This is a genomic window from Streptomyces sp. NPDC050610 (genome assembly GCF_040654875.1).
GTDB lineage: Bacteria > Actinomycetota > Actinomycetes > Streptomycetales > Streptomycetaceae > Streptomyces.
In genome coordinates, this window is record NZ_JBFAIV010000017.1 from 69823 (window position 1) to 83090 (window position 13268).

Below are 13268 nucleotides of genomic sequence, written 5' to 3' on the forward strand. Positions count from 1 at the left end.
GGCACGGCTTCAGCCGTGTCCGGCTCGTAGGGGCGCGGGGAATTGCGCGATCAGCTACGCACGACCCGCAGGTGTCCGGTAGTGAGCATGTGTCGGGCTCCCGGGGTACGGCCTCAGCCACGGCCGCCCCGTAGGGGCGCGGGGAACTGCGCGACCAGCCACGAACGACCCGCAGGCGTCCGGTAGTGAGCATGTGTCGGGCTCCCGGGGTACGGCCTCAGCCACGGCCGCCCCGTAGGGGCGCGGGGAACTGCGCGACCAGCCACGAACAACCCGCAGGCGGCCGATCGCGAAAAGCCCCCCGGGCCTTGGCCGCAAACGGGCACGGCCCCAGCCGTAAAAGCACCGGCCCCCGGCCGTGAAAGCAACCGGCCCCCATCCATAAAAACGCCGGGCCCCGGCCGACGAGAAGTCGGCCGGGGCCCGGCGTCCGGCGAACGCGGCCGTACGGCCGCTACGCGTCACCGCCCGCCGCGCCCGGCTCCGCCGCCGTGGCGTCGAGGAGCTGGTAGCGGTCGATGGCCTGCTTGAGGGCGGAGCGGTCGACCTTGCCGTCCTTGGCCAGCTCGGTGAGCACGCCGAGGACGATCGACTGCGCGTCGATGTGGAAGAAGCGGCGCGCAGCGCCCCTGGTGTCGGCGAAGCCGAAGCCGTCCGCGCCCAGCGACTGGTACGTGCCGGGGACCCAGCGCGCGATCTGGTCCGGGACGGCGCGCATCCAGTCGGACACGGCGACCTTCGGGCCCTCGGCGCTCTGGAGCTTCGTCGTCACGTACGGGACGCGCTGCTCCTCCTCCGGGTGGAGCAGGTTGTGCTCCTCGACCTCCACCGCGTCGCGGCGCAGCTCGTTCCAGGAGGTCGCGGACCAGACGTCGGCCTTGACGTTCCACTCCTCGGCGAGGATGCGCTGGGCTTCGACGGCCCACGGCACGGCCACGCCGGAGGCGAGGATCTGCGCGGGGATCGAGCCCTGCTCGCCCGCCTTGAAGCGGTAGAGGCCCTTGAGGATGCCCTCGCGGTCCACGTCGGCGGGCTCGGCCGGGTGCTGGATCGGCTCGTTGTAGACGGTGAGGTAGTAGAAGACGTCCTCGCCGGCCTTGCCGTCCGGCGTCTCGCCGTACATGCGGCGCAGGCCGTCCTGCATGATGTGGGCGATCTCGTAGCCGAACGCCGGGTCGTACGCGACGACGGCCGGGTTGGTCGAGGCGAGCAGCTGCGAGTGGCCGTCGGCGTGCTGGAGGCCCTCGCCGGTCAGGGTCGTACGGCCGGCGGTCGCGCCCAGTACGAAACCGCGCGAGAGCTGGTCGGCCATCTGCCAGAACTGGTCGCCGGTCCGCTGGAAGCCGAACATCGAGTAGAAGACGTAGACCGGGATCAGCGGCTCGCCGTGCGTGGCGTAGGCCGAGCCGGCCGCGATCAGCGAGGCCGTGCAGCCCGCCTCGGAGATGCCGTCGTGCAGCATCTGGCCGGACGGCGACTCCTTGTAGGCGAGCAGCAGCTCGCGGTCCACGGACTCGTACTGCTGGCCCATCGGGTTGTAGATCTTCGCCGTCGGGAAGAACGCGTCCATGCCGAAGGTGCGGTACTCGTCCGGCGCGATCAGCACGAACCGCTTGCCGATCTCCTTGTCCCGCATCAGGTCCTTGAGCACCCGGACGAACGCCATGGTGGTGGCGATGGTCTGGTGGCCCGAGCCCTTCTTCGCGGCCGCGTACGCCTTGTCGTCCGGCAGGTTCAGCGGCTTGGCCCGGACGACCCGGGTCGGCACGTAGCCGCCGCACGACTTGCGGCGGTCGTGCATGTACTGGATCTCTTCGGAGTCGCGGCCCGGGTGGTAGTACGGCGGGTTGCCGTCCTCCAGCTCCTTGTCGGCGATCGGCAGGTGCAGCCGGTCGCGGAACCGCTTGAGGTCCTCGGCCGTGAGCTTCTTCATCTGGTGGGTCGCGTTGCGGCCCTCGAAGTTCGGACCCAGGGTCCAGCCCTTGACGGTCTGCGCGAGGATCACGGTCGGCTGGCCCTTGTGCGCCTTGGCCGCCGCGTACGCCGCGTAGATCTTCTTGTGGTCGTGACCGCCGCGGCCCAGGTGCAGGATCTGGTCGTCGGTCATGTTCTCGACCATCGCGCGCAGCCGCTGGTCGTCGCCGAAGAAGTGCTCGCGGATGTACGAGCCGGTCTCGGTCGCGTACGTCTGGAACTGGCCGTCCGGCGTGCTGTTGAGCTTGTTGACCAGGATGCCGTCGCGGTCCTGGGCGAGCAGCGGGTCCCAGGAGCGGTCCCACACCAGCTTGATCACGTTCCAGCCGGCGCCGCGGAACTGCGACTCCAGCTCCTGCATGATCTTGCCGTTGCCGCGCACCGGGCCGTCGAGGCGCTGCAGGTTGCAGTTGACGACGAAGGTCAGGTTGTCCAGGCCCTCACGGGCGGCGATCGACAGCTGGCCGAGCGACTCCGGCTCGTCCATCTCGCCGTCGCCGAGGTACGCCCAGACATGCGAGTCGGAGGTGTCGGCGATGCCGCGCGCCTCCATGTAGCGGTTCATCCGGGCCTGGTAGATCGCGCCGAGCGGGCCGAGGCCCATCGAGACGGTCGGGAACTCCCAGAAGTCCGGCATCAGCCGCGGGTGCGGGTAGCTGGACAGGCCGTACGGGGCCTTCGACTTCTCCTGCCGGAACGCGTCGAGCTGCTGCTCGGAGAGCCGGTCGAGGAGGAACGCGCGGGCGTAGATGCCGGGGGAGGCGTGGCCCTGGAAGAAGATCTGGTCGCCCCCCTTGCCGTCGTCCTTGCCGCGGAAGAAGTGGTTGAAGCCCACGTCGTACAGCGAGGCCGAGGAGGCGAAGGTGGCGATGTGGCCGCCGACCCCGATGCCGGGGCGCTGGGCGCGCGAGACCATGACGGCCGCGTTCCACCGGGTCGCGTTCAGGACCTTGCGCTCGATCTCCTCGTTGCCGGGGAAGAACGGCTCGTCCTTGGTCGCGATGGTGTTGACGTAGTCCGTGCTGCGCATCTCGGGCACGGCGACGCGCTTCTCGCGGGCGCGTTCGATCAGGCGAAGCATGAGGTAGCGGGCACGTTCCCGGCCTCGCTCATCGACGGCTGCGTCGAGCGAGTCGAGCCATTCCTGGGTCTCTTCGGGATCGAAGTCCGGGACCTGGCTGGGAAGGCCGCCAATGATGATCGGGTTGCGATCGGATCCGGAAGCCACGCTGTTCCTTCGCTGTTCGGGTCGTACGTGCTCTGCACGCGGTGATGCTGCGCACGCGATTGAATACTGTCCCTGCTGGCCGCGCCGCCTTCCATCGTGGACCGCGGCGGCGCAATCGTCACCTCTACCGAGTGGTAACCACCACTTCGCGAGGGTGCGGCCAGAGGCCGCCCGGCCGCGGACGGCCAAATCGCAACCATACGCCCCCTATGGAGGTCACCTGCGTACGGCCGTTCGGTCCTAGCTGCGACAATGGAGGGGTACAACTTCACAAACCGGGCAGATCGCTGTGGCGTGCGTCACTTGGGCCCGTTCCGTCATGGTTCGAGATGCGTCGAGACGGCCCCAAAGGTCACCGTTTCGGCGGTCTCGGAGGCCGGGTACTTGCGCGATCCGCCCGGCACGTGTGGACTACGCCCAATGCTTCGCGTACACGCGAGGTTCCAACGACTTATCGAAAGATGACAGGAGGCAATCCGTGAGCGCGACCGCGGACCACGCGGAGGAGCGGATCAACCCTGCCGCCAGGCTGGGTTTCGAGCCCGGACAGGTGGTCCAGGAGATCGGCTACGACGATGATGTCGAGCAGGAGCTCCGCGAGGGGATCGAGGCCGTCACGGGCCAGGAGCTCGTCGACGAGGACTACGACGACGTCGCCGACGTCGTCGTGCTGTGGTTCCGAGACGACGACGGCGACCTGACGGACGCGCTGGTCGATGCCATCGGGCTGGTCGACGAAGGCGGCCCCGTGTGGCTGATGACGCCCAAGACCGGCCGCGAGGGCTACGTCGAGCCCAGCGACATCAACGAGGCGTCGACGACCGCGGGTCTGTCCCAGACCAAGAGCATCAACGCGGGCAAGGACTGGAGCGGCAGCCGCCTGGTCACCCCGAAGTCCGCTCGTTCCAGCAAGCGGTAGCACCTCGGTCTCCGAGGCAATCGCCCCACTTCGCCGATCCGGCGCGCCCCGGCAGCCCTGCTGCCGGGGCGCGCCGTCCTGCTTATGCCCGGCCCCCGCCCGAAGGCCGCTCCGGCCCCCGCCCGAAGGCCGCTCCGGGCCGGGCCTGAAGGCCGCTCCGGGCCGGGCCGGGGGCAGTGACAGACTGGGCGGTGCATGAGCCGGCGGCGGACGGAAGCGACCGCCCGGCCGCCGGTTCCTGCCGATACCGCTGAGACTGTCGAAACCGTTGAGAGAGAGATGGCCACCCATGGCGATTGAGGTCGGTACCAAGGCTCCGGAGTTCGAGCTGAAGGACCAGCACGGGCAGAGCGTGAAGCTCTCCGACTTCCGCGGCGAGAAGAACGTCGTCCTGCTCTTCTACCCCTTCGCCTTCACCGGCGTCTGCACGGGCGAGCTGTGCGCACTCCGTGACGAGCTGCCGCAGTTCGTCAACGACGATGTGCAGCTGCTCGCGGTCTCCAACGACTCGCCCTTCTCCCTGCGCGTCTTCGCCGAGCAGGAGGGCCTGGAGTACCCGCTGCTGTCGGATTTCTGGCCGCACGGCGAGGCGAGCCGCGCGTACGGGGTATTCGACGAGGACAAGGGCTGCGCGGTGCGCGGCACCTTCATCATCGACAAGGAGGGCGTCGTGCGCTGGACGATCGTCAACGGCCTCCCGGACGCGCGCGACCTGAACGAGTACGTCAAGGCGCTCGAAACCATCTGAGCCCTGTGCCGCGCACGCCTCGCGGCGGGCGCCGACGCAAGAGTCTGCAATCGGTGGGAACCGGTCACTAGGATCAAAACGTTGATCGGATGCCATCGCACAACGGGGGCGCAGATCTCGCCGTCCCCCTCGAAACCACTGGAGGACTCGTGGGAGTCAGTCTCAGCAAGGGCGGCAACGTCTCGCTGACCAAGGCAGCCCCCAACCTGACCGCGGTCGTCGTCGGTCTGGGCTGGGACGCGCGCACCACCACTGGCAACGACTTCGACCTGGACGCCAGCGCCCTGCTGACGAACGACCAGGGCAAGGTCGCCAACGACCAGAACTTCGTCTTCTTCAACAACCTCAAGAGCCCCGACGGCTCCGTCGAGCACACCGGTGACAACCTCACCGGTGAGGGCGAGGGCGACGACGAGGTCATCAACGTGAACCTGGCGGGCGTCCCGGCGGACGTGGCCAAGATCGTGTTCCCGGTCTCCATCTACGAGGCCGAGTCCCGCCAGCAGTCCTTCGGCCAGGTCCGCAACGCCTACATCCGCGTGGTGAACCAGGCCGACGGCAGCGAGCTGGCCCGCTACGACCTCAGCGAGGACGCCTCGACCGAGACCGCCATGGTCTTCGGCGAGCTGTACCGCAACGGCGCGGAGTGGAAGTTCCGCGCCATCGGCCAGGGGTACGCGTCGGGTCTGCGCGGCATCGCGCAGGACTTCGGCGTCAACGTCTGACCAGCTGTACCGGCGTCCGGCGCCGCACACCCGCTGCTGCCTTTCGGCAGGAGACCCGGGGCCTTCGAGGAGGCACCCTGGAGGGAGTGCGGCGCCGGACGCGCTAGGACACCCACCGCGGGGAGGAACCAAGACCATGGGCGTAACGCTCGCCAAGGGAGGCAACGTCTCCCTGTCCAAGGCCGCGCCGAACCTCACGAATGTGACCATCGGGCTCGGCTGGGACGCGCGCTCCACCACCGGGGCGCCTTTCGACCTCGACGCCAGCGCGCTGCTGTGCCAGTCGGGGCGGGTGCTCGGGGACGAGTACTTCGTCTTCTACAACAACCTCACCAGCCCCGAGGGCTCCGTCGAGCACACGGGCGACAACCTCACCGGTGAGGGCGAGGGCGACGACGAATCGATTCTGGTCGACCTGTCCAAGGTGCCCGCCAGTTGCGACAAGATCGTTTTTCCGGTCTCCATTCATGAGGCCGAGTTGCGCGGTCAGAGCTTCGGCCAGGTCAGCAACGCTTTCATCCGGGTCGTCAATCAGGCCGACGGCAGCGAGCTGGCCCGTTACGACCTGAGCGAGGACGCGTCCAGCGAGACGGCGATGATCTTCGGCGAGCTCTATCGGTATGGCGGGGAATGGAAGTTCCGCGCGGTCGGCCAGGGGTACGCGTCGGGTCTGCGCGGCATCGCTCTAGACTTCGGGGTCAACGTTTCGTAAAGCCGCGCTCGACGCGGGGGAATCCTCTGAGAGAAGGATTGAGTAGCCAGTGCTCCTCAGAACATTCGGCTGGTCGTTCGGCATCACAGCCGCCGGCCTCGCCTTGGCCGGCTTGCTCTGGGGGTGGCAGGGGCTGGCGGTAGTCGCGATCCTCTCCGTCCTGGAGATCTCGCTCTCGTTCGACAACGCGGTCATCAACGCGGGCATCCTGCGGAAGATGAGCCCGTTCTGGCAGAAGATGTTCCTCACCATCGGCATTCTGATCGCCGTCTTCGGTATGAGGCTCGTCTTCCCGGTGGTCATCGTGGCCATCACCGCCAAGCTGAACCCCATCGAAGCGGTCAACGTCGCGATCAACGACCACGACCGTTACGAGTCCCTGGTCACCAGCGCCCACCCGGCGATCGCCGCGTTCGGCGGAATGTTCCTGCTGATGATCTTCCTGGACTTCGTCCTGGAGGACCGGGACATCCAGTGGCTGCGGTGGCTGGAGAAGCCGCTCGCCAAGCTGGGCAAGCTGGAGACCCTCTCCGTCGTCGTCGCCATGGTCGTCCTGATGATCGCGGCCACCACCTTCGCGACCTCCGTGCCCGTGCACGGCGGCCACGGCACGATCGACAAGGGCGCGACCGTCCTGCTCGCCGGCATCGGCGGCCTGGTCACCTATCTGATCGTCGGCGGCATCTCCAGCTTCTTCGAGAACCGGCTGGAGGATATGGAGGGAGACGAAGAAGGGGAGGAAGGGGAGACCGCAGGCAGCGCCGCCAAGAAGAGCGGGGCGTCCGTCGTCGGGCTCGTCGGCAAGGCCGCCTTCTTCATGTTCCTCTACCTTGAGGTCATCGACGCCTCCTTCTCCTTCGACGGCGTCATCGGCGCGTTCGCCATCACCAACGACATCTTCGAGATGGCGCTGGGCCTCGGCATCGGCGCGATGTACATCCGGTCGCTCACCGTCTACCTCGTCCGCAAGGGCACGCTCGACGACTACGTCTACCTGGAGCACGGCGCGCACTACGCGATCGGCGCGCTCGCCGTCATCCTGCTCATCACGATCAAGTACGAGATCAACGAGGTCATCACCGGTCTCGTCGGCATCGTCCTGATCGCCGCCTCCTTCTGGTCGTCGCTGATCAGAAACCGGCGGCAGGAGGCCATGGGAGAAAACTCCGAGAACAAGGCCGAGGTCACCTCCGGAGTGTGACGAAGGTAAGTTTGAGGAACGCTCTGAGCGGGGCGGTCGTGAGGTTCAACCTCCCGGCCGCCCCGCGGCAGTTGGCCCGAGCGGGGTGAGAGGTGGGTGTGCGTTCTGTGGCATTCTGGAGCGGTTTCTTCAGCAACTTGAGCGGGGCGGCGCAGCAGTTCGACAGCGGCGGCGCGTCCGGTGCCGTCGAACTGACCAAGCGCCATCCGTCGGTCTCGCTGACCAAGCAGGGCGCCCTCACCGGCAACCTGCGGGTCAACCTGTCCTGGCGGATGCGGACCTCCGACTTCGACGAGAAGGTCAGCAGGGGCGGCGGCGGTGGCGGCGGGATACGCCACCCCTTCGGCAAGTTCCGGCCGGAGATCGTCCAGTCGCAGGGCCCCGCGGTCGTCAACGTCGACCTCGACCTCGCCTGCATGTACGAACTCACGGACGGCACCAAGGGCGTCGTGCAGCCGCTCGGCAACTTCCTCGGCAGCCTGAACACCGCGCCGTACGTGCAGCTCAGCGGCGACGACCGGTTCGGCTCGCCGTCCGGCGAGACGATCTACGTCAACATGGACCACCACGAGGACATCAAGCGGCTGCTGATCTTCGTCTACATCTACGACGGCACGCCCGCCTTCGACCGTACGCACGCCATGGTCACCCTCTACCCCGGCAACGGCCCCCGCGTGGAGATCTCGCTCGCCGAGCGGGCGCCGCAGGCCCGCTCCTGCGCCGTGGCGATGCTGGAGAACAACAAGGGCGAGATCACCCTGCGCCGCGAGGTGAAGTACGTGTACGGCTTCCAGGCGGAGCTGGACCGGCTCTACGGCTGGGGGCTCCAGTGGGGCCGGGGGTTCAAGTCCAAGGTGTGAGCCCTCGCGCCGTCGTAGGCCCGTACCGCTAGCGGTTCTGGAACTGCGGGCCCTGCGGCGGCAGCCGGAACGCCGGGTCGGGCGGCGGCTGGTACTGCGGATACCCGTACGCGGGCTGCGGCTGCGCCGGAGGCTGCTGCGGATAGCCGTAGGCGGCCGCCGGCGGGGCGACCGGCTGCGGCGGGACCGTGGGCGGCGGCGGATAGCCGTAGCCCGCGCCCGGCCGCGGCGGGTCCTCCGGCGCGCCGTCCGCCGCCGGGGCCGGAGCCGGCATCGGCCCCGCCCCGGTGGCCGGCGGCAGCTCCGAGGCCGGCTCGTGCGCGGGCCGGGCCGGGGTCTCGGGGGACCGCGGGGCCGCGGGGACGTCCTCGGCCGGGGCGTCGGTCTCGTCCACCGAGATGCCGAACTCCGTGGCCAGCTGGATCAGCCCCGACTCGTACCCCTGCCCCAGCGCCCGGAATTTCCAGCCGTCCCCGCGCCGGTACAGCTCACCGCAGATCATCGCGGTCTCGTCGCCCGTCTCCGGCTGCACCTCGAACCGGGCGACCGGCTCGCCGCCCTCCTCCGCCGCCGCGTCGTACAGCAGGACGCACAGGTCCCGTACGAGCCCGAACGCGCCGCCGTCCGAGGACGCGGCCAGCACCACCCGGTCCACCGAGGCGTCCAGCGCCGCCAGGTCGGTCTCGACCGTGTCCGTCAGCCCCTCCGGCAGCCGCTTCTTCGGCAGGTGCCGCACCAGGCCGGACGGGTGCCGGGGCTGGTTGTAGAAGACGAAGTCCTCGTCCGAGCGCACGCGCCCCTCGTCGCCGATCAGCAGGGCGGAGGCGTCCACGTCGGGGACGCCCGGCCCGGGGGTCCAGCGCAGTACGGTCCGTACGGCCCGGGCCTCCAGCGGGATGTTCGACCCCTTCAGCATCGCGTGCGTCATGTCCGTCATCCTGCCTGCTGGGTCCGCGCGGGGACAACGCAGGGGGACCGCCCGGACGGCCGGAGCTGCCCGCGGGGTCCGGCGGCGCGGGCCCGGACGGATGCGAAAGGGCACAGTACGGCCGAGGAAGGGCACCGCTCCGGGGCGGCGGGCCACCGCTCCGGGCTCCGGGAACTCTCGCCCCACCGCCGGACGTACGATAATCGGCCATGCTTCCGGACCGGACGGGTCGGGGGAGGGCCGCCGCGCGACGGAGAGAACCATGAGGCATTTCGGATATCTGGCACCCGAGGAACGCGAGGCCCTGTTCCACCGGGAGCCCGGCGAATTCACCGCCGCCTCCCCGGCCCGTACGCTCGCCACCGCCCTCGGCGCCACGCTCTACAGCCCCGCCACCCGCCCCCGCCTCGCCGACGACATCGTCAGACAGGCCGGCCGGGGCGTCGTCTCCATGGTGCTGTGCCTGGAGGACTCCATCGACGACGCCGACGTGCCGGGCGCCGAGGAGAACCTGGTGCGGCAGTTCGCCGACCTCGCCGGGCGCGACGCCGACGCGAGCCTGCCGCTGCTGTTCATCCGGGTCCGCACCCCCCGCCAGATACCCGACCTCGCGCGGCGGCTCGGCCGCGCCGGACGGCTGCTCACCGGGTTCGTCCTGCCCAAGTTCACCGAGGAGCGCGGCGTCCCCTTCCTGGAGGCGATGCTGGCCGCCGAGCACGGCTGCGGGCGGCGGCTCTTCGCCATGCCCGTACTCGAATCGCCCGAACTCCTCCACCTGGAGACCCGCACCGAGACGCTCGCCGGCATCGCCCGCACAGTCGACAAGTACCGCGACCGGGTGCTCGCCCTGCGGCTCGGCGTCACGGACTTCTGCTCCGCGTACGGACTGCGCCGCGCGCCCGACATGACCGCCTACGACGTCCAGCTCGTCGCCTCCGCCATCGCCGACGTCGTCAACGTCCTCGGCCGCGCCGACGGCACGGGCTTCACGGTCACCGGGCCCGTATGGGAGTACTTCCGCCAGCACGAGCGGATGTTCAAGCCGCAGCTGCGCCGCAGCCCGTTCGCCGGCTCGGCCGAGGCGCTGCGCACCGCCCTCATCGAGCACGACATCGACGGGCTGCTGCGGGAGATCGAACTCGACCGGGCCAACGGGCTCCAGGGCAAGACGTGCATCCACCCCTCGCACGTCGCGCCCGTGCACGCGCTGTCCGTCGTCAGCCACGAGGAGTTCAGCGACGCCGAGGACATCCTGCGGCCCGGCCGCGACGGCGGCGGAGTGCTGCGGTCCGCCTACACCAACAAGATGAACGAGGTGAAGCCGCACCGGGCCTGGGCCGAGCGGACCATGCTGCGCGCCGAGGCCTTCGGCGTCGCGCGGGAGGACGTCAGCTTCGTGGAGCTGCTGGCGGCGGGGGTGCGGAGCGCGTGAACGAGTTCGGCGAAGAGGGCGAAGAGAGAGCGGGGCACGGCGTGGTGTGGTCAGGACAGTGGGTCGCGGACCGGCTGGGCGTGGGGCTGGACGGCGACCCGCGCCTGCCGGAGCTGCTGGGCCTGGCGCTGCGGCGCAACCCCAAGCGGGCCCACCTGCTCGTCTCGAACGTGCTCGGCAAGCACGTACCGCAGCGGCCCTCCGCCGTGTACGGGGCCGGGTTCGGCCTCGGCCGCCGGGTCCGGGAGCTGCTCGGCGACGCGGACGCCGCGCGCGCCGTGGTCCTCGGCTACGCGGAGACCGCCACCGGCCTCGGCCACAGCGCGGCGGACGGACTGGCCCTCGCCCCCTACCTCCACTCGACCCGCCGCCCCGTCGCGGGCACGGCCCCTGTAGGCGGCTTCGAGGAGGAGCACAGCCACGCCACCTCCCATCTCCTCCTCCCCGAGAACCCCGAACTCCTCAGCGGCGACGGCCCGTTGGTCCTGGTCGACGACGAGTTCTCCACCGGCCGTACGGTCCTCAACACCATCGCCGCCCTGCACGCCCGCTACCCGCGCGACCGGTACGTCATCGTGTCCCTGGTCGACATGCGCTCCCCGGCGGACCGCGCCCGGATGGCGGACTTCGCGGCGGAACTGGGCGCGCGCATCGACCTGGTGGCCATGGCCACGGGCACGGTACGGCTGCCGGACGGGGTGCTGGAGCAGGGGCGTGAACTTGTCGCGGAGCATGAAGGGTTGGCGGCTTCCGGGGACGCTTCGCGGGACGGGAGCGCCGTACGCCGGGTGGAACTCGGCTGGCCCGACGGGCTGCCCGACGGCGGCCGGCACGGCTTCACTCCGCGCCACCGGGCGGTCTTGGAGGCCGCGCTGCCGGGGATGGCGGACCGTATCGCCGGGGCTCTGGACGGCCAGGGCGCAGCGCCCCGGCGCGTACTCGTCCTCGGCTTCGAAGAGCTGATGTACGCGCCGCTTCGGCTGGCCGACGCGCTCGACGCCGCGCTGGGGGAGCGCGCCGAGGTCTGCTCCTCGACCACCACCCGCTCGCCGGTCCTCGCCGTCGACGATCCCGGTTACGCGATCCGTACGCGGCTCGCCTTCCCCGCGCACGACGCGCCCGCCGACGGCCCCGGCGAGCGGTACGCCTACAACGTCGCGGGCGGCGGCTTCGACGCCGTGGTGGCGGTCGTCGACTCCATCGCCGATACGGACGAACTCCACGCTCCCGGCGGCCTGTTGGGGCAGTTGTCCGCTCACGCGGGGCAGGTGCTGCTGGCCGTCATCCCGTCGTATCGGCCCGCCGTCGGTTCCCCCACCGGTTCCGCTGCCGACACCACCGTCGGTTCCGCCGCCGAATCTCCCGCCGAAGCCGAAAGACAGGCGCCGCCCATGCCAGAGCCGCTGCGCGGCCCCCAGTTCTCCTCGTACGCGCCCGACGAGGTCGGCTGGCTGCTCCAGGACCTCTCGGCGGTGGCGCTCGAAGCGCCCACGGAGGAGCGCGAGGAGGCGGTCCAGAACGGCGGCGCGCACTACGCGGAGTCGCTGCCGGTGGAGTACCAGCCGAGCGACGCCTACCAGGAGCTGTTCCGCTCCGCGCTCGACGCGTCCGCCGCCCGTATCGCGCGCGCCGTCGGCGCCGTCACCGAGACCCTGCTCGCCGAGCGCTCGCCCCGGCCCGTACTCGTCTCGCTCGCGCGGGCCGGTACGCCCGTAGGTGTGCTGATGCGGCGCTGGGCGCACCACGCGCACGGCCTCGACCTGCCGCACTACGCCATCTCGATCGTGCGCGGCCGGGGCATCGACGCGACCGCGCTGCGCTGGCTGGCGGCTCACCACGACCCGTCCGACGTCGTCTTCGTCGACGGTTGGACGGGCAAGGGCGCGATCACCCGCGAACTCGCCGACGCGCTGCGGGACATCGAGGGCTGCGCGGGCTTCGACCCCCGTATCGCCGTGCTAGCCGACCCCGGCGGCTGCGTGGACACCTACGGCACGCGCGACGACTTCCTCATACCCTCCGCCTGCCTCAACTCCACCGTGTCCGGGCTCATTTCCCGCACCGTGCTGCGCGCCGACCTCGTCGGTCCGGACGACTTCCACGGCGCGAAGTTCTACCGCGAACTGGCTGGCTCCGACGTGTCCCGGCACTTCCTCGACGCCATCGAGGCCCGGTTCGGCGAGGTGGAGGAGCAAGTGGCCGCCGACGCGAAGGAGTTGGCGGCGGCGGACCGCGCGCCCACCTGGGCGGGCTGGGCGGCCGTCGAGCGGATCAGCGAGGAGTACGGCATCCACGACATGAACCTCGTCAAGCCGGGCGTCGGCGAGACGACCCGCGTGCTGCTGCGCCGCGTCCCGTGGAAGATCCTCGCCCGCCGGGGCGCGGGCGGGGACCTCGCGCACGTACGGCTGCTGGCGGAACAGCGCGGGGTGCCCGTGGAGGAGGTCGACGACCTGCCGTACAGCTGCGTCGGCCTGATCCACCCGCGCTACACGCGCGGCGCGACGGGCGCGGACGGCAGGGCGGTGACGGCCCTGTGAC

At 70.2% G+C, this 13268-nt stretch carries 10 protein-coding genes; 8 read left to right on the forward strand and 2 right to left on the reverse strand.

Annotated elements, in window-relative coordinates; all coding sequences use genetic code 11:
* Positions 1 to 454 precede the first annotated feature (454 nt).
* Positions 455 to 3202, reverse strand: coding sequence for a pyruvate dehydrogenase (acetyl-transferring), homodimeric type (aceE, locus tag AB0I22_RS21710; RefSeq protein ID WP_363132477.1), 2748 nt, complete (start codon positions 3200 to 3202; stop codon positions 455 to 457).
* A 478-nt stretch (positions 3203 to 3680) separates the two neighbouring features.
* Here aceE and AB0I22_RS21715 point away from each other — a divergent pair, with 478 nt between their 5' ends.
* The 6 genes from AB0I22_RS21715 (at position 3681) to AB0I22_RS21740 (ending at position 8367) form a co-directional block, all read left to right on the forward strand.
* Positions 3681 to 4121: a DUF3052 domain-containing protein gene (locus AB0I22_RS21715; protein WP_363132478.1), complete on the forward strand. Its 441-nt coding sequence runs from the start codon at positions 3681 to 3683 to the stop codon at positions 4119 to 4121.
* A gap of 289 nt (positions 4122 to 4410) precedes the next feature.
* Complete coding sequence (locus tag AB0I22_RS21720; RefSeq protein ID WP_363132479.1) at positions 4411 to 4869, forward strand: peroxiredoxin; 459 nt, start codon at positions 4411 to 4413, stop codon at positions 4867 to 4869.
* Between the two features lie 149 nt (positions 4870 to 5018).
* Positions 5019 to 5594, forward strand: a complete 576-nt coding sequence (locus tag AB0I22_RS21725) for a TerD family protein (protein WP_030876386.1) — start codon at positions 5019 to 5021, stop codon at positions 5592 to 5594.
* Positions 5595 to 5730: 136 nt separating this feature from the next.
* Positions 5731 to 6306 (forward strand): TerD family protein, encoded by a 576-nt coding sequence (locus AB0I22_RS21730; protein ID WP_363132480.1) that lies wholly within the window; start codon positions 5731 to 5733, stop codon positions 6304 to 6306.
* A 49-nt stretch (positions 6307 to 6355) separates the two neighbouring features.
* A complete protein-coding gene (locus tag AB0I22_RS21735; RefSeq protein ID WP_363132481.1) occupies positions 6356 to 7507 on the forward strand; it encodes a DUF475 domain-containing protein in 1152 nt (383 codons plus the stop codon).
* A gap of 98 nt (positions 7508 to 7605) precedes the next feature.
* Positions 7606 to 8367, forward strand: a complete 762-nt coding sequence (locus AB0I22_RS21740) for a Tellurium resistance (RefSeq protein WP_363132482.1) — start codon at positions 7606 to 7608, stop codon at positions 8365 to 8367.
* 28 nt (positions 8368 to 8395) lie between these two features.
* Here the strand turns inward: AB0I22_RS21740 and AB0I22_RS21745 are convergent, their stop codons facing one another.
* Positions 8396 to 9295, reverse strand: coding sequence for a TerD family protein (locus tag AB0I22_RS21745; RefSeq protein ID WP_363132483.1), 900 nt, complete (start codon positions 9293 to 9295; stop codon positions 8396 to 8398).
* 262 nt (positions 9296 to 9557) lie between these two features.
* On the opposite strand from AB0I22_RS21745, the gene AB0I22_RS21750 reads away from it, so the two are divergent.
* Both AB0I22_RS21750 and AB0I22_RS21755 read left to right on the forward strand, forming a co-directional pair.
* Positions 9558 to 10727 (forward strand): HpcH/HpaI aldolase/citrate lyase family protein, encoded by a 1170-nt coding sequence (locus tag AB0I22_RS21750; RefSeq protein ID WP_363132484.1) that lies wholly within the window; start codon positions 9558 to 9560, stop codon positions 10725 to 10727.
* On the forward strand, positions 10724 to 13267 hold the full coding sequence (locus AB0I22_RS21755) for a phosphoribosyltransferase (protein ID WP_363132485.1): 2544 nt from the start codon (positions 10724 to 10726) through the stop codon (positions 13265 to 13267). The genes AB0I22_RS21750 and AB0I22_RS21755 overlap by 4 nt, the downstream gene beginning before the upstream one ends.
* Position 13268: the final 1 nt, after the last annotated feature.